The sequence below is a fragment of the Hydrocarboniphaga sp. FW305-C-57 genome (genome assembly GCF_058783045.1).
This window is the reverse complement of the sequence record NZ_JBYSYG010000002.1, coordinates 669,325-688,856: the sequence shown is the minus strand read 5'-3', so window position 1 is coordinate 688,856 and position 19,532 is coordinate 669,325. Positions and strand designations below refer to the sequence as shown.

Below are 19,532 nucleotides of genomic sequence, written 5' to 3'. Positions count from 1 at the left end.
TATCGAGCCACGTCATTGAGTCCTTTCGCCCCCGAGGAAGAAGTCTATCGGGACGACAACTATTCTGACGCGGGGGGGGCATGAAGCCGCAGATCACGTGCCCGGTCGTGACGTTGAATCACGAATTGATTTTGCTTCAAAGGAGCTGCGGCATGAAGCCGCAGATCACCGGCGTACCCAGTATGGTTGGTTCTTCTAGGATAGGCTTCAAAGGAGCTGCGGCATGAAGCCGCAGATCACCTATTTCACGAGGGCATGAACATCGGTTTTGGTTCCCGAGCTTCAAAGGAGCTGCGGCATGAAGCCGCAGATCACACGCCACCGCCTGAAATGGGTTGCCCTGTTTCAACCGGCTTCAAAGGAGCTGCGGCATGAAGCCGCAGATCACCCAGCGTTGGATCAACTGACATCGCCCGAGACATCGGCTTCAAAGGAGCTGCGGCATGAAGCCGCAGATCACCTTTTAGATAGATAACGTAGATCGGGATGATAGCTTCGCTTCAAAGGAGCTGCGGCATGAAGCCGCAGATCACGACAAGGTTCGTGGCAAATATCGCGGTCGCCCCAAGGCTTCAAAGGAGCTGCGGCATGAAGCCGCAGATCACATGCGTTAAAAGTGGCTAGTAGAAATTCAGTGTTTAATGGCTTCAAAGGAGCTGCGGCATGAAGCCGCAGATCACCCGAGTATCAAATGAAAATCGCTTCACCGTCGAGTTCGCTTCAAAGGAGCTGCGGCATGAAGCCGCAGATCACCTGCCGGTCGCGGGCTCAAGGAATTCACCGAAGACGGCTTCAAAGGAGCTGCGGCATGAAGCCGCAGATCACTTCCTTCTTTTACTTCCATCATTGCAGGAATAGTATCGCTTCAAAGGAGCTGCGGCATGAAGCCGCAGATCACCCGGCCCCCAAAGCTGAGGACGAGAAGCCCGACGACGCTTCAAAGGAGCTGCGGCATGAAGCCGCAGATCACGGCCTGATCTGAAGCCTTTGATCTTGCCGGGCGCTGGTTCAAATTTGCGAGCGCTGGCGGACGATAGCGTTCCGAGGGGCTCGGTGTCGACAGACGGCGGCGCCCAGCCGCTAACAACATCATGTTTTTAAAGAGCATTACAGGCTGCGAGCGCTGCCTGGGTAAAACGACACCATAAGAGCGCTCGCGAAAAGACGGCATAGGCTGACCGAGGCGAGCCATGCTCAGACTACGATCGGTTCTCGCCTGACGGCCTCGAACGTCTTGCCCAAGCTGACCACGCGAGGCTTTACGCTGTCTGCCGGCCCCAGGTCGAGCATCATGACGTGGTCCTGGCCGTCGATGATGATGCCGTTGACGAGTCCGACGAGTTCGGCATGGCGGCGCTCCGAAAGGCGGCATTGGAACACCGACAGTTGCAGCCATTCGCCGTAGCCATGCATAAGCTTGAACAAGCGGCGCCAGCGCTTCTGGTCGCCGATGTCGTAGCTGATGACGTATAGATGTTCGTGGGTCTTCATCGCGTGGTGAAGTTCGGGTTTTCCTGCAATTCTCCGAGCAAGAATCGTCCCAGCAAGCGACATTGCAATTCGAGCAGGCGTCGATAGCTGAGCTTGTAGCCGAACAGCGGGTGCGTGATCTCCTGCGATAGTCGGCGCTCGAACGTGGCGATGAATCGCTTGCGACCCTCGTCTGAAAGATTGACACGTCCCGAGCCGCCGATGAAATCCGTTGGTCGGACTTCTCCATTGTTGATCGCCTGGATCACGGCGGAATCCGCGATCAGCGGGCGGAATGGCTCCATCAAATCCAGTGCCAGTGCGGGGCGTCCATAGCGAGGTTGATGGTAGTAGCCGCGATAAGCATCGAAGCCGACCGTCGTCGCCGTGATCGTCAGTGTTCGAGCCAGCATCGAGTATGCGAACGAAAGCAGCGCGTTGACCGGATCGGCAGGCGGTCGTCGATTGCGTTGCATGAAATCGAACGTGAAAACACCGTCGTTGTCGGCTTCGCGCTTCAACAACTGGCCGAAGGAGCCAAAGTAAATCGCTGCGCCATTACCCTCGATACCGCGCAGCTCGTCGAGATTGCGCGCGCGATTCACTGTTTTAATCGAATGTTCGAGCTGGGCCATCATCGGGTCGACGGACTGCAAGCCGCGCCAATTGCGCCGCAGCATGACCCGGCTATTGACGAGCTTGGCGCGCACCCAACCTTTAGCCAGCGCCAGACACACGCGTTCATCTTCGGCCCCGCGATGCTGAGCGATGCGTAGTTCCACGTTCTTGTGGCCCATGCCCGCCGTGTAGCCGATGAACCAGCCGCCGTGGCTATGCCAGACCACCGGAATCTCCCGCTGCATGAGCTCGTGCAAGGTCGGCGTCGTCACATAGATGTTGCCGTGCAGGATCAGCTGCGAAACTTCGGCGAGCCGGGGCTTGGAGGCCAGCTTGTCGTCGATGGTGATTTCGAGATTTTCTCCGTCCTTGGCAACCTTGGCCTTGCGCGCCTGCACGTATACGGGCAGTGACTCTTCGATGCTCACGGCCAGCGGGCGCGGCGGCGTGTCCTGTCGCCGAAGGAAGTTGATTTCGTCTGGCAGGCAAATGCCGACGAGCGAGCAGCGCGGGCACTTGGATGAATCTTCGAGCGGCGCCGGAATGCGACCACCGAGCGCCACGCCACGCAGGCCGTGGATCGAAGACAGCGTGAGATCGCGCAGCTCCGCATCGAAAGCCACCGGTACGCGCTCCCGCGATTCGACGAAATACAGTACGCCCGATTCGCATTTGTATCCCTGCTCTTCGAGGATCAGCGCTTGCACACACAGCTGCACCCGCTCCGGATCGTAAGCGCCGCGCGCCACGTGCGGACGCTTGCCGCGCTTGTAATCGACGGGTTGCACGAAGCCGTCTTCGGCCTCGATCAGATCCATCTTCGCGACGAGGCCGAGGCGGTTCGACGAGATCGTCACCGAGCGCGCGTGGATGCGTTCACCCTGCTCGACATCGGCAGGTGACGGCAAATCGGCGCCAGGCTTGTCGACGCGCTTGTGCTTGTTGCGTCCATCCACCGTATCGCCGGAGTCGGCCCACTCGCCTTGCACCCATTCGAGATAGGCGAGTCGAGGGCAGTACACATACTCATTGATCATGCGCGCGGGCAACTGCGGCTGGTCGCCCGTGAGTTCGGGGAAGGGCAACGCGAGTTCGTGCTGTTGACCGTCCATCGAGTGCGCCTTTTAGTCTTGAGGTGGGCCGAACAAGCCGAGACCGAAGTGACAGCCGAAGCCCAAGGCGATCGGGCCTTGCATGGGCTTTGAAAAGTGCAGCCTGAGCAGCTGACCGTAGGTGTCCGGCTGCATGACTTGGGTTTTCTTTTTGCGGAATCGATGGAATTGCAGACTATGCAGTCGCTTCCCCCCGTTGAGTTTGACCGTGGGCATGAACTCGATGCGCTCGATCACCGCATGCGATCCGAAACGCGCTTCCCACTCGCGCCGAATCTGTGCCTCGACCGCCGCTTCCTTCGCTTCTCGCGAGCGCAACTCGCGCGGCTTCAGATGCCAAGGGAACAGATACGGGGTCGCGCTTTCCCAAACTGTTCCCGGCGCGACGTAAGGCGTTGCTGCCGCGAACAGTTTGGTGGAACCGATGCCTTCGAGCATGAGCTGCAACATGTCCTGCTCGCCACGTCGAATCTGTCTCAATTCATTCAAGACGCGTAGTGATCGATCGGACAAGCCGTCGGGCGCGTGCACGATTAAATGGTCGATGAAGCCATCGCGATCGGCATCTTCCGGTAGCCAGAAGGCATGGCCGTGGCAGCTGCCATCGGGCAGGTTGTGGCCGGAGAGTTCCGCGGGCAGTGACTCGGGCTTGGCGATTTGCATGGCTGCAAGACGTGCCGCTTCGCCGATTCGAATCGCATCTTCGATACGCGGTAGCGGCTTGCCATAGAGAGCATAGCGCGCGACGGTAAGCGCCGGATTGCGAGTGGCATCGATGTTCGAATGCGTGCGCTTGCCGCCAGCACTGCGTCCGATCGTCTCGAGCACATGTGCGGGCCGGCCGTAGCGCACCTGGCGCGAGCCAGGCGGCGTATTCCAGCCTGCCGATTTCAGCGTACCGGTATCGACGCTGACTGCATCGAGCCAATCTTCCGGAAGTGTGCCGACGAGTTTGCGCCGCACGCCGTCGAGTTTGGGCATACGCCCGCGTGTATCGGGCACGAGGCCGGCCTCGGAGAATCGAGACGAGCGGAACTCCACGTAATCCGCCGGTCGGCGAGGCAGCATCAGATCGACGATTTCTTCGCCTCCCGGGCCGAGTTCGATCGGCTTGCAGTTATAGTCGTCCTCGACCTGCGATTTTCGGAACGCGTGAACCCAGGATTCCGCACGCCCCAAATAGCCGAGATGTTCGAGCAAGGTATCGAGCAATTCGAGTTGCGGCGACGCCAACTCGAGTGCCGGCCAAGCCATCACGAGCTCGTCATCGCTCGAAAGCCGCGCGAACGCGTCGAACACCAAAGTTTTCTTGTCGCCCTTGCTGGGCATGTAATGCCGAGTGTGCGCATGCACGACGGACTGCGGAAGCCGGTACGACGGCGGGGCTGCTTCTGCGAGCGCCGCAAGCAGGTCGGCGAGCCGCTCGCGTGGAAACGCATCATGCGCGAGCTTCCGATGCCAGATCGCGATGAACGCGCGGCTGAGCCTCCACAGATCCGGCGGCCAGGCCACGTCGGCCTCGTTGACGTGTCGTCCCCAGGGCGTGGCGTGATAGCGCCCGGCCGGGAACTGAAAGGCGATGGCGAGCATGAAGGCGCGGTCTCAGTTGCTGTCTTCGTTCGCCTTGTCTTTCTTGGCTTTCGCCGACGGCTCCCATGTCAAGGTCGTAACCGGATCACTCGGCCATTGTTGCTCGCTTGCGACGCTCTTGATGAGCTGCGGCAACAATGCTTCCAATTCCGGTAGGCTCGGAACTTCGAAGCCCTTGGGTCTCTTCACCGACAAGCCATTGTCCTTGACCTCTAGATCGCAGGCCGTGCGCAGGCGCAACCCGGAGTGCAGCAGCGCCTGGATTTTGTAAAGCGAGATCGCGATGAGCAGCGTGCTCACCGCATCGCCGAGACCGAAGCCGCGAATCTGGGAGAGGTCGAGATTGAAGTAGGCGATGATCTTGGGCGACGTGAACTCCGTGCGCGCGAACGGAACGTTGCCGAAGCCGCGCGCGGTGTCCCCCGATGGATTCACGTGGTCGTTCTTGACGCCGCCGCTTTGCGCTTCACGTACGTCTTCGGCTTCGATGAACGACGACAGCACGCGCGGCAAGCGCAGGCGCCCCCCGGCGAGCTCGGACTTGGCCAGAAATATGCCGTGGATGAGGGCGTTCGCATCGAGCTTGAGCAGCACGCTCGCCAGCAGTTTGATGTCGACCGGCCCTTCTTCCATGCCCGCAAGCTCGCTCTTGAGGCGATCGAACACACTGCGATCCTTGCCTTCGAGCACGTACGGTGAGTTCAGGCGATGCGATTCGAGCACGGTGTTGGTCAGTGGCTCGTCCTTGGCCGTTCGCACCTTCACGAGCGGCAAGCCCTTGAGCGGCGTAACCCAATCATCCGCGTCGCGATCCCAGCAAACCGCTTCGAGGCGGTTCGCCATGCTCTGTGCCGATTCGACCAGTAGCATGCGCTTGTCGCCGCCCGGGCCGTCGTAGGTCGCATGGCCCAGGTTCGGGAAACCCGTGGGCTGAAAACGCGTGCCCTGGATCGGTTCGAGTTCGGCTTCCAGCAGCAGGCGCGGAGCGTGTTTGAGCGCGTCGAAGTTCAGTGGCATCGGGTGGTTCCTTGATGGCGATCAGGTGGCGTCGTTGGTTTCGGATTGCAGCTTCGATTCGAAGGGCAGCGTGGCGATCAGCTTGCGAAGCTCGGAGTCGCTGAGAGGAACGCATAGCGCGGCGAGCCAGCGTGTGCGTTCCTGCGGTGGGACGACGGGGACTGGAGGTGCGCGGCCGGGCAGCTTGATGTCGTAGGCCTTGAGCCGGCTCCAGGCGATCTCGACCGCCTTTGCGATCTGGCCGACGGCGAGCCGGCTGTAGATTTCGGCTGGCGTGTTGAGCGGTCGGGCTTCCGGCAACCAAGCGGGCGCAATCCGTTGTAACTGCGCTTCCGACGAAAAGAACAGCTTGAGCAGCGCAAACGCCGGTGGAAGAACCGCATCGCGTCCCGATTCACCGCCGATGCGTACGCCGTACAGATTGACGCAGGCCAGGCCGCCGAGCAGATCGTCGATGCGCGCGTCATCGGTCTTGCCGGCCAGAAACGCATGCAAGTGGCGGCGGTGGGTACCGGTGTAACTCTGCAGCGTCTGTCTTTCGCTCTGCATGGACAGCGCGTCGAGGCGACGGCGATGCAGCATCGAGGTGAGGTTGCGAGTGAGTGCTCCGGGGCCCCAGACGGCATGAGCGGAAGTCGGCTTCCATTCGCGATTGCCGTTGCCGTACAGCGGCTCGCCGACCCCGACACGGTGCATGCGGTAGTCGAGGATGCGACCCTTCTCATTGCGCAGGGACAAGCCCGCGAGTGCGAGCGCAATGCTGAATTCCGCCGAGCCGTCATCCGCTCGCTCGATCCACTTCGCGGAAAGCTGAGGTGCGGGTGTGCGTACCGCCTCGTGTGATTTTACGCTCAAGCCCAGCGCCGATTCGATGCGCCCCACGCAGCGCAGCACCGCTTGCACGCTGTGGCTGTCCGCGCGTCGCGTCATCGCAAACAGCGCTGCATCAAGTTGCCGCGCAGCCGAGCGGAAGGCGTTTGGCGCGCTTTCTTCTCTCGCGTAGTGTTGAACGGACGGAAGCCAGCCTTGGCGATCGAGGTCGTCTATGAGGTCCGAACTCGGATTCCGTTCAACTTCGATGCGATTGAGTGGTACGGAAAGCCAGTTGTCTCCAGAACGCTTGAGAAATCCATAGCGTTGAAAGCTCGATATGCCTCGATCAACGCCAAGCTTCGCGATCGCGCGCGCAAAGTCGATACTATCGCGAGCTTGCCTCCCGTTAAAAGAAGCTCTTCCTTCCGATAGAAGACTTCGCAATTCCACGACAGAAATAGGGGTGGTCCATATCGGCATCCAGATTTCCCCGCCTCCGGCATGGTCATCAAATGCGCTTTCGGCACCGCTCGAGCCCAAACGGCTGCGCACTGTGAATGGAGCGCACAACACCGATGGATCGCTAGAATCTAGCCGTTTTGATGCGCTCGCCGCGAAAAGCAGTGCTCCTTCCAACCCAAGAATGTAGTCCCAAGGGTTCGTCTGGGTTAATCCATCGAAATCTTCAGATGAAGCATTAGGGGCTCCGACTGCGCCTGGCAAAAGGTGACCTGGAGCTTGATCGCTGAATACTCCGCAGCCGGGATGGAGAAAAAGGGAGGAATCCAAAGCACCATCATGCTTACGGTCAAGGATGCAACCAATAACTAACTGAGAGAACCCGGAGACATAGCTCCCGCTGCCGATGTTACCGCCGGTACCCAATAGAGGAGGGAACTGGCGGCCCTCACTGGTTAGAACATAGCAGGCGTCCAACCATGGCAATACGCTGTCTGGAAGTCTTGACCGGCATAAGCCCATGAGTTTGAGCTTTTCGCCGTCACTATCTGCTTTTTTATAAAATCCAGCTTGGGTAAGCAAAGCCTTTGTAAGCTTTATGGCTTCGCGGAAAGCTTCCAATCTTGGACTGACGCTTGTCAAAATCGTATTAAGTGCATCTCGAGCTGATTTTTCTGAGCTTCCATCGTAGAACCCAGATCGAGCGCCCCACGGCGCCACCAGCGGGGTCGGCGCATACGCTTCGAGAAAGAAGCGCCGAATCTCCTCCCTCGATCTCATCGTCTCGAGCACGAAGCGATCGTCGCGCCAGAAGCCGCGCACGTCCGGATCGCCGCCGTGCGGCTCGGGGGCTTCGGCGATCAGCCGCAGAATCGCAAGGGCTTTCAGGTAGCCGGCCAAAGGGGTCGGTGAGCAGCCCGACAGTTCGACGAGTGCGCGGCCGGCGCGTGGCTCGTAGCGCTTCACGGGTTCGCGCGCCTGCAAAGCTTTCTCGGTCGAAGCCTGGGCGTATCGCCTGCTGTGCTGCTGGAAGTGCAAGGCCGTGTCCGTCATCGCATCGAGCGCTTCGAGGCGCTGGCGCAGGCTCATCGCGCGCGTCCGGCGCAGCTGCTCGCGGCGGCTGCCGTCGAACGTGGCCTTGGACCAGTCGATGTCGGAGTCGCGAGCGTCAACGTGATCAGGATCGGGATCAACCATGTCCTTGCTCCTCGTCGAGTATCCACTGCAAGTGCTGGATGTCGTCCAGGTCGCGTGCGCGTCCGGCCTTGCGCTTCATGTCGATCAGCGTCGGAATGCAGACGAAGCGCACCGGCAAGCCTGGCAGCAGCTCGCCCCGCATCGCCGTCTCGAATTCCACTTCGAAGTCGAAAGGCTCATACACGAAGACATCGACCGATGTTTCGGGATGCTGATCGCTGAAGAAATTCAGCACGCGCATGCCCTTCTCGTCGATCCAGCGCTGGCGCAGGCTCGCGTTGGCGAACTGCTCGGCGGTGATCGGCAAGCTCGGCTCGTACCCGGCGGCGGCCATGGCCGCGAAGGCGGCGACGATGTTGCCCGCATCGAGTGCGACGACCAGATCGATGTCGGCGGTGAATCGTGAGTAGCCATGCGCATTCACGGCGAGGCCGCCTGCGACGATGTAGCGCACACCGTTCTCGGAAAGTGCGCGGGAGATCGCTTCGAGGGCGCGAAGCTTCATTGCTGCTCCTCGCGCGTTGCGCGCCAGTCGGCGAGACGTACCAGCGTTTCGAGCCACGCCAGGCGGAACGGGCCGTAGGCTTTCAACAAGGCTTGCGTGCGCGTGACCCAAGAGGCGCCCTGCGGCCCCTCGCCGAGCCGCATGAGCTCCAGGCTCAGAGAAGTTCTCGGTAGCTTTTCGCCAGCGAATTCGAGCTCGGGAAGCTCGTCGCCCTGCCAGACCCCGCGTGCGAACAGCTTGCCCGCATGCTCACCCTCGGGTTCGGCTTCATCCGGCAGCGCACGCAGCGAGAGCCGGACCTTGCCGTGATGCGCAGCGATCAGAAAAGCGATGAGATCGGCATCGGGCTCGTCGCCATGCCGGGCGATCCAGGCCAATGCGGATGCGAGCTCGTGGCGAAAATGCTTCCGGTCGACGCCGTCGGCTTCGTAGCGCGGTGGCGTCCAGCGCACGCCGCCGATGCGGCGCTTCGATCGTCCGCCGGATTTCGCCCAGAACTGCTGAGTATCCAGCGGCTCCGTGTCCTCGTTCGCGCTGCGATGCGCGGCTCTGATCATGGACTGAAACGCATCGTGCGCCTTTCCCACGTCATGCCAGCGCGCTGCGCGAATCACGGCGGCGGATTCAGGCACATCGAGCGCGGCGCAGAGCTTCTGAGCCTCTCGTTCCACGTCGGCCAGATGTTCCGGCAATGAGATGGCTTTGCTCTGCAGGCTGCGGTGTTCGTCGGACATCGCTTCGATGGCGACTTCGGCCGAGCGGTCGATGTCGACGGGCAAAACAGCGGCGGTGCGATCGGGCGAGAGGCCGCGCTCCGCCGAGTAGCCGCCGACGCTTGCGCGGATCATCAAGCTCATGCCGGGGCGCAGCCGCGCCTTGCCCGGATTGGACAACGCGGTCCACTGGCGTTGCAGGCTGTCCCACAGATAGACATCGCCGGTCTTGATGTCGCGCCGTCCGAGCAGTTCGGCCGCGGCGCGCAGCCCGGCGCGGCAAAGTTCCTGCTGCTGCATCGGCGGCTGCTTCTTGGCTTCCGCAGGTTCGGCCCAGTCGCGCCAAAACAGGAAGACGTCGGCATCTTCGGTGTCGCGAATGTATTGCGCGATGTCGATGTCGAATCCCGAGAGATCGGCCTCGGTGCTGAACAGATCGAGAAAATCCTTGCGCCGCAGCACCGGATGCAGCGGCGTGGAGTCGGGCGGCTTCTGCAAGCTGCCCGGCGAAGCACTGTCGAGACCATTGAGCATGTCGCGTGCGACGGTGAGCTCGTCGGACGAGTACGGTTTCGCGTCCGCAACGTCGATCCACTCGATGCGCGCACTGGCGTCTTGGTTGAACTCCCCGTAGCGATTGCAGCGACCGAAGCGTTGCACCATCGAGGCGTAAGGCGCGAGTTCGGTGAACAGCAGGCGCGCGGAAAGATCGACGCCGGCCTCGATCGCCTGCGTGGCGATGATGATGCGGCCGTCGGCGGATGCGGGTACTTCGCGTAACTGCTTGTTGCGCGCGCTACGTTCCGCGGAGCGAAAGCGCGAATGCACGAGCAGCAACTGCGGGGCGTCGCCATCGGGCGCAGCCTCGGCCGATGGCGCCTTGCGCCCTTTGGCTGGCTTCGGCGCGAGTGAAGCCAGCAGCGCGTCATAGAGTCCTTGTGCGCGTTCGACGGTGTTCAGAATGACCAGTGTGGTGCTTGCCGGCTGCTCGCTGTGCGCCGCGATCACTCGTGTTGCGAGCGCACTCAAATAAGTTCCGACAGCGGCCTTGGTCTCGCCTTCGAGCCGGATCTCGCTTCGGGCCAGCGGCTTGATCGAGGCGCTGCGCTCGCGCACTGCGGGCGAGGCTTGTTCTTCGGGGCTCAGCGTCAGGGTGCTGAGCGTGGATGGATCGAAATCCACCGTCTTCATCCACGCTCCGTTGAGCGTCGCCGATATCCAGAGGCTGCGGCTGTTGCGGGCCGTGCCCAGCGAGCGGCGGAACGCATCGAGCTGCACGCTCGTGACCAGGCCGGGCCCCATGAGCTGTACTTCGTCGAACACCCACATCGCATCGTTGTGCAGCGTAGCGAAGTGAATGGGCCACAGATAACGGCTCATGCCGTATCCGCGCATGAGCGCGCGAGACAGCAGCATGTCCTGCGTGCCGATCAGGATCTGGTCTTGCTCGGGATGTTCGCTCCAGAGCGGCTTGGCCAGGTCTTCGGAGCCGCCCATGAGCACGTGCACGCTGACGTGGCCGTCGCCGGGCTCGCCTTCGCAGTGCAGATTACGAAGCCATTGTCTGCATTCGGCTTCGGTCTGCTCGATCAGCACGCGCATCGGCAGGCAGATGACGAGCCGGCGCGGCGTGTCGGCTTGCGGATCGACGCGCGTTCCATCGGCGCGCCAGCCGCGCTTCCAGAGCCAGGCGAGGATGACGGCAGCGGTTTTGCCGAGACCCGTCGGCACGTTCAGGGTGTCGGGCCAGGCGGATTCGGCTAATCGTTGCTGGTACGGGTATGGCCCTTGCTTCCTGCCGGTGGCCCGAGTGAAGAAGTCGGAGTAATCCATCGCCCGTCAATGCCCGCCCATTGTCGTTGACGCCCCTGGAGATATTCGCCGATTACCCAGCTATCGAAAAAGCTTCAAAGGAGCCGAGGGGTATCGTCGGTAAACAACTATCAAAAAAGAATCGTGGTGCTGAGTGAGAACAAGACTGCACGATGTCATTCGATAGAAACAGGAACTACGTCACAAATCCACGGCGCAGCGCGCAGCAGACGACTCAAACAATCGGCGGCTCGTCCGACTCGATGTCCCGCGTGGCTGCCTCCAGCTGCGAGAACGCGATCGCGGCTTCGCGTGGTTCGGCGACCTGGGCGATGTGGAAGACGGCGTCGCCTTCGTGCACGAGCGGCAGGCTCAGCTTGCCGATCACCAGACCCTCGTTGTCGGCGATGACGGGCCAGTCGTTGCCACCATAGGGGTCGCCGACGATGCCGAGCGTCTGGCCCACTTCGACGTGATCGCCGAGTGCGACCTGCGCCCGCAGGATGCCGCTCGAAGGCGCACGCACCCAGCGGCTCTTCTGCGCGAGCACCGGCTCGGTCGCGCTCCAGGCTGAGGCGTCGGGCGGCAGCATGCCGGTTTCGCGCAGCACGTTGAGCACGCCCTGCACGCCGATGCGGATCGCGGTTTCGTCGAAGCGCAGGGCTTCGCTCGATTCGTAGAGAATCACCGGAATGTCGCGCTTGGTGGTGGTTTCGCGCAGCGTTCCGGGCGCTGGCTTGGAGTTCAACAGCAGCGGGGCGCCGAAGGCCTTGGCCAGGCGGAGATTGACCGGGTTGCGCAGGTCGGCGCGAATCTGCGGCAGGTTCGGGCGATGGATCGCGCCGGTGTGCAGGTCGATGCCGTAATCGGAGCGCTCGACGACTTCGCGCAGGAACACGTGCGCCAAACGCGCCGCGAGCGAGCCCGATTCGCTGCCCGGAAAGCTGCGGTTGAGATCGCGCCGGTCGGGCAGATAACGCGACTGATGCAGGAACGCCATCACGTTGACGACCGGCACCGCGAGCAGGGTGCCCGCGAGTTCGTCGAGCACCGGCAGCTTGAGCAGGCGGCGAATGATTTCGACGCCGATGATCTCGTCGCCATGCAGGGCGGCGCTGACGAACACCGTCGGCCCGGCCTTGAGTCCGCGATGCACGACCACCGGCAGCGCGACGGGCGCGCTGTTGTAGAGCGTGGCGATGGGCAGCTCGACGCTGCGCCGTTCGCCGGCCGCGATGCGGGCGTCGCCGATGGAGAACGGCGTGGCGGGATCGATCGAGCGGGTCATGCGCGAATGGTAGCGCGCATCATCGGCGCCACGCGCGGCGCCGTGATCAGCTCTTGCCGCGCGTCTTGGTGCGGCCCTGGCGCGCGTTGTTCTCGATGAACTCGATGATGCGGTCGGCGATGTCGATCTGCGTGACCGTCTCGATGCCTTCGAGTCCGGGCGAGGAATTCACCTCCATCACCACCGGGCCCTTGTTCGAGCGCAGGATGTCGACGCCCGCGATGTTGAGGCCCATCGCCTTGGCCGCGTCGATCGCGGTGCGGCGCTCGTCGGGCGTGAGCTTCACGGCCAGCGCGGTGCCGCCGCGGTGCAGGTTCGAGCGGAACTCGCCGGACTTGGCCTGGCGCATCATCGCCGCCACTACCTTGTTGCCGATGACGAAGCAGCGAATGTCCGCGCCCTTGGCCTCGGCGACGAAGTCCTGCACGAGAAAGTACGCATCGAGCCCGCGAAACGCATCGATGACCGATTCGGCCGCCTGATCGGTTTCGGCGAGCACCACGCCCTGGCCCTGCGTGCCCTCGATGAGCTTGATCACGAGCGGCGCCTTGCCGACCAGGCCCATCAGATCCTTGGTGTCGTCGGGCGAATGCGCGAAGCCGGTGATCGGCATGCCGATGCCGTGGCGCGCGAGCAGCTGGTGCGCGCGCAGCTTGTCGCGCGAGCGCGTGATCGCCTGCGATTCGTTGACCGAATACGTGCCCATCATTTCGAACTGGCGCACGACCGCGGTGCCGTAGAAGGTCACCGAGGCGCCGATGCGCGGAATCACCGCGTCGAAGCCTTCGAGCTTGCGGCCGCGGTAGTGGATCTCGGTGCAGTTCGGCGCGATGTTCATGTAGCAGCGCAGCACGTCGACCACTTCGATCTGGTGGCCGCGCGCCTCGGCGGCCTCGACGAGGCGTCGTGTCGAATAGAGTTTGCCGTTGCGGGAGAGCAGGGCGATTTTCATGAGTCGGAATCCGGCTCCGTGCCCGGTTCGTTCACATCGTTCTTGCGTCCTTGCAGGTAGCTTCCGCCCGGGTCGACGCGAAAGCGTCCGGCCAGCGCGGTGCGGCCGAGCAGCATGCGGAATTGCAGCGAATCGCGCGCCGTCAAAGTGATCTCGATCGGCCAGGTGATGAGTCCGAGCGTGATCGGCGTGAGGATCACCGGGCGAAATTCGCGGCGGCCGCCGGAGTCGGTGATCCAGCGTTCGTCGATCACCTCGGCTTCGCACCAGACCTGCGTGGTCGCGTGCTGCAGCGGATGCACGCCGAAGCGCACGCGGCCCGGCGTCGGCCGCTCGATCGCGAAGGTATGCAGCGCCGAGGTGCGCGCGCCGGTGTCGATCTTGGCCTTGACGCGGTCGATGCCGAGTTCGCCGAAACTGACCCATTCGCGCCAGCCCACCATCGGGGCATCGGGGGATAGAGCGGCTCGCTTGCGGCGCCAGGCGGGTGAGGTCATGCGAAGAAGATTCGCGCGTCTAAGGGGTGCGTATCCTGAACCGGCCGCGTGACGTTGTCGCGTCCTTTTCTCCTCCGCGCCCAGGCCCTACACTGCGCGGCCAAATTTTGCTCAGCAGCGTGCGGCCATGCAGGACAACAGCTTCGACGTCATCGTCATCGGCGGCGGCCATGCCGGCACCGAAGCGGCGCTCGCCGCGGCGCGCAGTGGCGCCTCCACGCTGCTCGTCACGCAGTCGATCGAAACCCTCGGCCAGATGTCCTGCAACCCGGCGATCGGCGGCATCGGCAAGGGCCATCTGGTTCGCGAAGTCGATGCGCTCGGCGGGCTCATGGCGATCGCGGCCGACAAGGCGGGCATCCAGTTCCGCACGCTCAACGCGAGCAAGGGCCCGGCGGTACGCGCCACGCGCGCCCAGGCCGATCGCATGCTCTACAAGTGGGTCGTGCGCGAGGCGCTCGAGAACCAGCCGAAGCTCACGCTGTTCCAGAACGAGGTCGAAGACCTCATCGTCGAAGGCACGCGCGTCGCCGGCGTGGTCACCAAGATCGGCCTGCGCTTCCTGGCGCGCGCGGTGGTATTGACCACCGGCACCTTCCTCGGCGGACGCATCCATGTGGGCCTGGCGAATCATCCGGGCGGACGCGCGGGCGATGCGCCGTCGCTGCCTCTGGCGCTGCGCCTGCGCGAACTGATGCCGCGCACGGGCCGGCTCAAGACCGGCACGCCGCCGCGGCTCGACGGCCGCACGATCGATTGGGCGCAGCTCACGCCGCAGCCCGGCGACACGCCGGTACCGGTGTTCTCGTTCATGGGCTCGGCCGCCGATCATCCGCGCCAGATCGACTGCTACATCACGCACACCAACGAGCGGACGCATTCGATCATTCGCGAAGGCTTCGATCGCTCGCCGATGTTCACGGGCGTGATCGAAGGCGTCGGCCCGCGCTATTGCCCGAGCGTCGAAGACAAGGTCAACCGCTTCGCCGACAAGCTCAGCCACCAGATCTTTCTCGAGCCCGAAGGCCTCAACACGCGCGAGATCTACCCGAACGGCATTTCGACCTCGCTGCCGTACGACATCCAGGAACGCTTCGTGCGCAGCATTCGCGGCCTGGAGAACGTGCGCATCACGCGGCCGGGTTACGCGATCGAATACGACTACTTCGATCCGCGTGATCTCAAGCGCAGCCTCGAAACCAAGGCCGTCGACGGCCTGTTCTTCGCGGGCCAGATCAACGGCACCACGGGCTACGAGGAAGCCGCCGCGCAAGGCCTGCTCGCGGGCATCAATGCCTCGCGCTTCGCTCGTGAGCTGGAGAGCTGGACGCCGCTGCGCCACGAGGCCTACATCGGTGTGCTCGTCGACGACCTCATCACACGCGGCACCAATGAGCCGTATCGCATGTTCACTTCGCGCGCCGAGCATCGCCTGCTGCTGCGCGAGGACAACGCCGATCTGCGCCTGACGCCGGTTGGGCGCGAACTCGGCCTCGTCGACGATGCGCGCTGGGCGAGCTTCACCGCCAAGCGCGAGGCGATCGAGGCCGAGCGTGCGCGCCTGTCCGCACTCTGGCTCAAGCCGCAGCAGCTCGCGGCGCCCGAAGTAGTGGAAGTGTTCGGTCCCGCGCCGGTGTCGAACGGCGCGAGCGCGCTCGAACTGCTGCGCCGTCCCGAAGCCGATTACGCCACGCTGCGGCGCCTGGGACTGGCCGATGACAACGTCGATCCGCTCGCGGCCGAGCAGGTCGAGATCGAAGTGAAGTACGCGGGCTACATCACGCGCCAGCAGACCGAGATCGATCGCGCGCGCCGCTACGAGGACGCGCTGCTGCCGAAGGATTTCGATTATGCGGCCGTCAGCGGTTTATCGAACGAAGTGCGCCAGAAGCTGATCCAGCATCGGCCCGAAACGGTCGCCCAGGCCGGACGCATTTCGGGCGTCACGCCGGCCGCGGTGTCGCTGCTGCTGATCCAGCTCAAGAAGACCGGCCAGCTGCGGCTGGCGCCGGCCGTCGCGGCGGTCTGAGGTCGCAGCCTGGCTTGATGAACCCAGGCTGCGGCACGGCGCTCAGCTGCGCGTGGACGAGAAATACTTCTCGGCCATCGTGAGCTCCTGCAGCGTGCCCGAGCAGGCATCGCTGATCGCGCGCAGGGCGTCGCGGCGCGAAACGATGCCGACGAGCCGGCCGTTCTCGACCACCGGATAGCGGCGGTGCGAGGCATTCGTGAACAGCTGGCAGAGCTGCGTGATGCTGGTGTCGGGCGTCACCGAGGCCACCTTGCTGCTCATGAACTGGCTCACCGGGCCGGCGACGCAGGAGTCGCTCGAGGCGATGAAGGCGATCGACAGGCAATCGCGCTCCGAGAGCATGCCGACGAGCTTGCCGTTCTCGACCACCGGGGCGCTCGCGATGCGGTGCTTGACCAGCTCGTGCACCGCGCTCATGACCTCCATGTCGGGCGGGAACGAGATGATCTGCGTGGTCATGTATTGCCGGACCTGAACCGTATCGAGCGTGGACATGCGCGTGCCTTGGTTGGGTGATCGCCTTGCGGCACCCGAGCCATCCAGGCGCCGCGTTTCCTGACATTCACCTTACTCCCGCCTGACGAGGCTCGACAACCGCCGTTGGGACGAGTCCTTGTCAGACGATGCAGCAGCGTCGATCGGGCGCAGCGTCCGCCTGGGCCGCGGGCTCAGCCCTTCAGATACCAGTGCAGGCGCTGGCCGTGCTCGCGCAGCCACTGGCGATGGCGCTCGTGATCGGGCATCTGCCGCGCCACGAGCGACCAGAAGGCGTCGGAATGATCGAGATGCACGCGATGGCAGAGCTCGTGGATCACCACGTAGCGGAAGGCCTCGGGCGGCGTCAGCAACAGCCGCCACGACAGGCTGATGAGCCCGTCGGGCGTGCAGCTGCCCCACAGGGTTCTCTGATCGGCGATGCGCGGTCCCTTGAAGCTCACGCCGAGCCGGGCGGCCTCGCGGTTGAGCAGCACGCGCGCCTCGGTCGCGGCCTCGCGCCGTAGCGTCTCGCGCAGCAGCTGCTCGAGCCTCGCGGTATCGCCGAGCTCGCTGCCAGGACAGAACAGCGTCACCGTCGCGGGCTCGACGCGCACCACCGGCCGCACCTGCGCCTGCACGATCTTCAGCGGCACCGCGCCACCGCGCAGCGGCAGCAGGTCGGTTCCGTCCCAGCGCAGGTGGGGCGAAGGCCCGCCCTCGGCATCGCGATCGGCGCGCTGCTTGAGCTCGGCGAGCTTCTGGCGAATCCAGCCGTCGCGGCTGCGCAAAAAATCGCGCGCGACCTGCCGGGCGACGAAGCGCGGAATCACCAGCGTGACCTCGGTCGGCGAGGTCACCTCGACGCGAATGCTGCGCGACTTGGCGCTGACGCGTTCGGTCACCTGGTAGGTGTCGAACAGCAGGTCGAGTTGATCGTCTTGGGCGGGCAATTTTGTGATTAAAGCTAATTTAATTCGATAATTTATCGTTATTTATAATTGTAAAATGCTATGGAATTAAGTGATAAAAAATAAAATGGTCTGCTGTCACGCGAGCCGATTGAACGCATCGAGCTCCGCCTGATTCAGCAGCACGATCTGCTGCTCGGCCGGATCACGCTCGGTATCGCCGCGGCCGACGCCGAGCAGCTTGAGCAAATACGGAGCCAGCGCGAGCCGCACGCGTTTTTCGAGCAGCCCGCCGTGCATGCCGAAATCGTGTTCGACCACGCGCCGCTGGCCCTCGGTCAGCCCTGGATGCGGGCCGATGCGCACGGTCACCTGATTGCGCCAGTCCCAATCCGCGTCGGGGCTGTGGCGGCAGGCCTCGCCGAGCTCGGGCAGTCCGAGGATGCGCGAGAGCAGAAAATCGCGGAACGACTGGTGCTCGGCCGAATAGGCGCGCGCATGCCAGCGGCCGACATAGGCCAGCGCATGCGGGGCGATCAGCAGCTTGCGCGGGTCCGGGCGGTTCATCGACTGGTATTCGACAGTCAGCCAGCGGCCTTCGCGGATCGCGGTGCTCATGCGTTGCAGAACGCGCACGTCGAACTCGCGCTCGGGCAGTTCGAGCGTCTCGGCCGGTACATGGTCCGAGGCGGCCATCGCCAGCGGCAGGTCCTGGGCCAGATCGTGATTGCGCAGCACGCCGAGGAACTCCTGCGCGGTGCCGCGCAGGAAGGCCGGCTCGAAGCGATCGTCCGGGTAGAACACGCCGGTCTCGTCGTCGAGCACGAGGTTGCGCGGACAGCGCTCGCGATAGAGCTGCAGATCCTTCTCGGCCTTGCGCGTGCTGATGTCGAAGGCGTCGCGCAGGTCGCCGAGCTGGATGCGGCCGGTCCAGATCAGTCGCGCTTCGAGCAGCATGAAGCGCTGGCGCTGATCCCAGGGCAGCTTGTTGTCGTAGACGGTCATGGTGGCGATGGACGGTGGTAACTGATTGAAGAGTAAGACATGCCGGCGCGGCGCGATGCGGTAAAAAAATCGTCACCGCGCTGGGAAGCCTGCAAAAAGCAGTGTTTGGCGTGCTTCATGCCCCGCTTATCCACAGGCTTATCCAGCGTGGCTGTCGATAACTTGGACACGTTCGAGGCGATCGGTTCCAGCTAGCTCGGGCGGTAACCGAGGCGCTCGAGCAGGCCGTCGAGCTCTTCGAGCGAGTGGAAGCGAATGCGCAGCTCGCCTTCGCCGCCGCGATCGCTGCTGACGCTGACCGGGTAGCCGATCTGGTCCGAAAGTTCGCGTTCGAGCAGGGCGAGGTCGCCGGACTTGGCGGGTTTGAAGACCAGCTTCGAATCGGCCGCCATCTGGCGCCGCTGGGCGACGCGGCGCTCGAGTTGGCGCACCGTGAGCTTGAGCCGGATCACTTCGTCGGCGGTGGCGACGTGCTCGCGCATCGGCAGGCCCGCGATCACCTTGGCGTGACCCAGGTGCAGATGACCTTCGTTGACGAGCGCCCCGACCTCGGGCGCCAGGTTCAGCAGCCGCAGGTAGTTGCTGACGTATTCGCGCGATTTGCCGATGCGCCGGCCGATCTGCTCATGCGTGAGCGTGAAAATCTCGCCGAGCCGCTTCATGCCGGCGGCGGTTTCCATCGGCGACAGCGATTCGCGCTGCAGGTTCTCGACGAGCCCGATCACGAAGGCTTCGGATTCCGACAGATCGTCGCGGACGATGGCCGGGATGTCGTGCAGCCCGGCCTGCTGGGCCGCGCGCCAGCGGCGCTCGCCGGCGAGCAGCTCGAAGCCCCAGACGCGCGTACGCAGCACGATCGGCTGCACCACGCCCGATTCGCGGATCGACTCGGCGAGGTCGGCGAGCGTGTCCGGGTCGAAGCGCCGGCGCGCCTGCTGCGATCCGGGGCGGATCAGGTCCACCGGGATCAGGCGGACAGGATCGGGTGAGGGCTTGCCGAGCATGCGATGGCGTGGATAAGCGCTTGAATACCTTGGGCTGGCGGAGCCGTTCGGGCAGATTTCACG

The 19,532-nt window shown here is 63.5% G+C and carries 15 protein-coding genes and 1 CRISPR repeat array; of the genes, 1 reads left to right on the top strand and 14 read right to left on the bottom strand.

Features of this window, described 5'->3' with window-relative positions:
- Window positions 1-133: 133 nt before the first annotated feature.
- Window positions 134-970: direct repeats of the CRISPR family, unit length 36 nt; unit sequence GCTTCAAAGGAGCTGCGGCATGAAGCCGCAGATCAC.
- Window positions 971-1,194: 224 nt separating this feature from the next.
- The 10 genes from cas2 to AC3WUM_RS07295 form a co-directional block, all read right to left on the bottom strand.
- Window positions 1,195-1,491 (bottom strand): CRISPR-associated endonuclease Cas2, encoded by a 297-nt coding sequence (cas2, locus tag AC3WUM_RS07340; RefSeq protein ID WP_492409546.1) that lies wholly within the window; start codon window positions 1,489-1,491, stop codon window positions 1,195-1,197.
- Window positions 1,488-3,200, bottom strand: coding sequence for a CRISPR-associated endonuclease Cas4g/Cas1g (gene cas4g/cas1g, locus AC3WUM_RS07335; RefSeq protein ID WP_492409545.1), 1,713 nt, complete (start codon window positions 3,198-3,200; stop codon window positions 1,488-1,490). The genes cas2 and cas4g/cas1g overlap by 4 nt, the downstream gene beginning before the upstream one ends.
- A 12-nt stretch (window positions 3,201-3,212) precedes the next feature.
- A complete protein-coding gene (gene csb2 / locus AC3WUM_RS07330; protein WP_492409544.1) occupies window positions 3,213-4,790 on the bottom strand; it encodes a type I-G CRISPR-associated protein Csb2 in 1,578 nt (525 codons plus the stop codon).
- A 12-nt stretch (window positions 4,791-4,802) separates the two neighbouring features.
- On the bottom strand, window positions 4,803-5,807 hold the full coding sequence (cas7g, locus tag AC3WUM_RS07325) for a type I-G CRISPR-associated RAMP protein Csb1/Cas7g (protein WP_007184470.1): 1,005 nt from the start codon (window positions 5,805-5,807) through the stop codon (window positions 4,803-4,805).
- A gap of 21 nt (window positions 5,808-5,828) precedes the next feature.
- Window positions 5,829-8,276 (bottom strand): type I-G CRISPR-associated protein Cas8g1/Csx17, encoded by a 2,448-nt coding sequence (gene cas8g1 / locus AC3WUM_RS07320; protein WP_492409543.1) that lies wholly within the window; start codon window positions 8,274-8,276, stop codon window positions 5,829-5,831.
- Entirely contained in the window at window positions 8,269-8,781 is a 513-nt protein-coding gene (locus tag AC3WUM_RS07315; RefSeq protein ID WP_492409542.1) for a nucleotidyl transferase AbiEii/AbiGii toxin family protein, read from the bottom strand. Before AC3WUM_RS07315 ends, cas8g1 begins: the two co-directional genes overlap by 8 nt.
- Window positions 8,778-11,327: a type I-G CRISPR-associated helicase/endonuclease Cas3g gene (gene cas3g, locus AC3WUM_RS07310; RefSeq protein WP_492409541.1), complete on the bottom strand. Its 2,550-nt coding sequence runs from the start codon at window positions 11,325-11,327 to the stop codon at window positions 8,778-8,780. Before cas3g ends, AC3WUM_RS07315 begins: the two co-directional genes overlap by 4 nt.
- Before the next feature lie 214 nt (window positions 11,328-11,541).
- Window positions 11,542-12,594 carry a succinylglutamate desuccinylase/aspartoacylase family protein gene (locus AC3WUM_RS07305; RefSeq protein ID WP_492409540.1) on the bottom strand — a complete coding sequence of 351 codons (1,053 nt, stop codon included), beginning with the start codon at window positions 12,592-12,594 and terminating at the stop codon, window positions 11,542-11,544.
- 46 nt (window positions 12,595-12,640) lie between these two features.
- Window positions 12,641-13,546, bottom strand: coding sequence for a 30S ribosomal protein S6--L-glutamate ligase (gene rimK, locus AC3WUM_RS07300; RefSeq protein ID WP_492409539.1), 906 nt, complete (start codon window positions 13,544-13,546; stop codon window positions 12,641-12,643).
- Window positions 13,543-14,043, bottom strand: a complete 501-nt coding sequence (locus tag AC3WUM_RS07295) for an ATP-dependent zinc protease family protein (RefSeq protein ID WP_492409538.1) — start codon at window positions 14,041-14,043, stop codon at window positions 13,543-13,545. The genes rimK and AC3WUM_RS07295 overlap by 4 nt, the downstream gene beginning before the upstream one ends.
- A 127-nt stretch (window positions 14,044-14,170) precedes the next feature.
- Here AC3WUM_RS07295 and mnmG point away from each other — a divergent pair, with 127 nt between their 5' ends.
- Window positions 14,171-16,072 carry a tRNA uridine-5-carboxymethylaminomethyl(34) synthesis enzyme MnmG gene (gene mnmG / locus AC3WUM_RS07290; RefSeq protein ID WP_492409537.1) on the top strand — a complete coding sequence of 634 codons (1,902 nt, stop codon included), beginning with the start codon at window positions 14,171-14,173 and terminating at the stop codon, window positions 16,070-16,072.
- 42 nt (window positions 16,073-16,114) lie between these two features.
- Here mnmG and AC3WUM_RS07285 read toward each other — a convergent pair whose 3' ends face one another.
- From AC3WUM_RS07285 to AC3WUM_RS07270, 4 genes are all read right to left on the bottom strand, one after another.
- A complete protein-coding gene (locus tag AC3WUM_RS07285; RefSeq protein ID WP_492409536.1) occupies window positions 16,115-16,570 on the bottom strand; it encodes a CBS domain-containing protein in 456 nt (151 codons plus the stop codon).
- A 173-nt stretch (window positions 16,571-16,743) separates the two neighbouring features.
- The gene (locus AC3WUM_RS07280; RefSeq protein ID WP_492409535.1) at window positions 16,744-17,502 is read right to left on the bottom strand and encodes a M48 family metallopeptidase; all 759 of its coding nucleotides are present in this window, start codon (window positions 17,500-17,502) and stop codon (window positions 16,744-16,746) included.
- A 96-nt stretch (window positions 17,503-17,598) separates the two neighbouring features.
- Window positions 17,599-18,465, bottom strand: a complete 867-nt coding sequence (locus AC3WUM_RS07275; RefSeq protein WP_492409534.1) for a BrxR family transcriptional regulator — start codon at window positions 18,463-18,465, stop codon at window positions 17,599-17,601.
- Window positions 18,466-18,656: 191 nt separating this feature from the next.
- The gene (locus AC3WUM_RS07270; RefSeq protein WP_492409533.1) at window positions 18,657-19,469 is read right to left on the bottom strand and encodes a ParB/RepB/Spo0J family partition protein; all 813 of its coding nucleotides are present in this window, start codon (window positions 19,467-19,469) and stop codon (window positions 18,657-18,659) included.
- Window positions 19,470-19,532: the final 63 nt, after the last annotated feature.

Excerpts from the sequence above, each read along its gene's own strand:
- cas4g/cas1g (WP_492409545.1), bottom strand. The coding sequence starts at position 3,200 with ATGGACGGTCAACAGCACGAACTCGCGTTGCCCTTCCCCGAACTCACG.
- csb2 (WP_492409544.1), bottom strand. The coding sequence starts at position 4,790 with ATGCTCGCCATCGCCTTTCAGTTCCCGGCCGGGCGCTATCACGCCACG.
- mnmG (WP_492409537.1), top strand. The coding sequence starts at position 14,171 with ATGCAGGACAACAGCTTCGACGTCATCGTCATCGGCGGCGGCCATGCC.
- cas7g (WP_007184470.1), bottom strand. The coding sequence starts at position 5,807 with ATGCCACTGAACTTCGACGCGCTCAAACACGCTCCGCGCCTGCTGCTG.
- AC3WUM_RS07295 (WP_492409538.1), bottom strand. The coding sequence starts at position 14,043 with ATGACCTCACCCGCCTGGCGCCGCAAGCGAGCCGCTCTATCCCCCGAT.
- cas3g (WP_492409541.1), bottom strand. The coding sequence starts at position 11,327 with ATGGATTACTCCGACTTCTTCACTCGGGCCACCGGCAGGAAGCAAGGG.
- cas8g1 (WP_492409543.1), bottom strand. The coding sequence starts at position 8,276 with ATGGTTGATCCCGATCCTGATCACGTTGACGCTCGCGACTCCGACATC.
- AC3WUM_RS07315 (WP_492409542.1), bottom strand. The coding sequence starts at position 8,781 with ATGAAGCTTCGCGCCCTCGAAGCGATCTCCCGCGCACTTTCCGAGAAC.
- AC3WUM_RS07275 (WP_492409534.1), bottom strand. The coding sequence starts at position 18,465 with ATGACCGTCTACGACAACAAGCTGCCCTGGGATCAGCGCCAGCGCTTC.
- cas2 (WP_492409546.1), bottom strand. The coding sequence starts at position 1,491 with ATGAAGACCCACGAACATCTATACGTCATCAGCTACGACATCGGCGAC.
- rimK (WP_492409539.1), bottom strand. The coding sequence starts at position 13,546 with ATGAAAATCGCCCTGCTCTCCCGCAACGGCAAACTCTATTCGACACGA.
- AC3WUM_RS07285 (WP_492409536.1), bottom strand. The coding sequence starts at position 16,570 with ATGTCCACGCTCGATACGGTTCAGGTCCGGCAATACATGACCACGCAG.
- AC3WUM_RS07305 (WP_492409540.1), bottom strand. The coding sequence starts at position 12,594 with ATGACCCGCTCGATCGATCCCGCCACGCCGTTCTCCATCGGCGACGCC.
- AC3WUM_RS07270 (WP_492409533.1), bottom strand. The coding sequence starts at position 19,469 with ATGCTCGGCAAGCCCTCACCCGATCCTGTCCGCCTGATCCCGGTGGAC.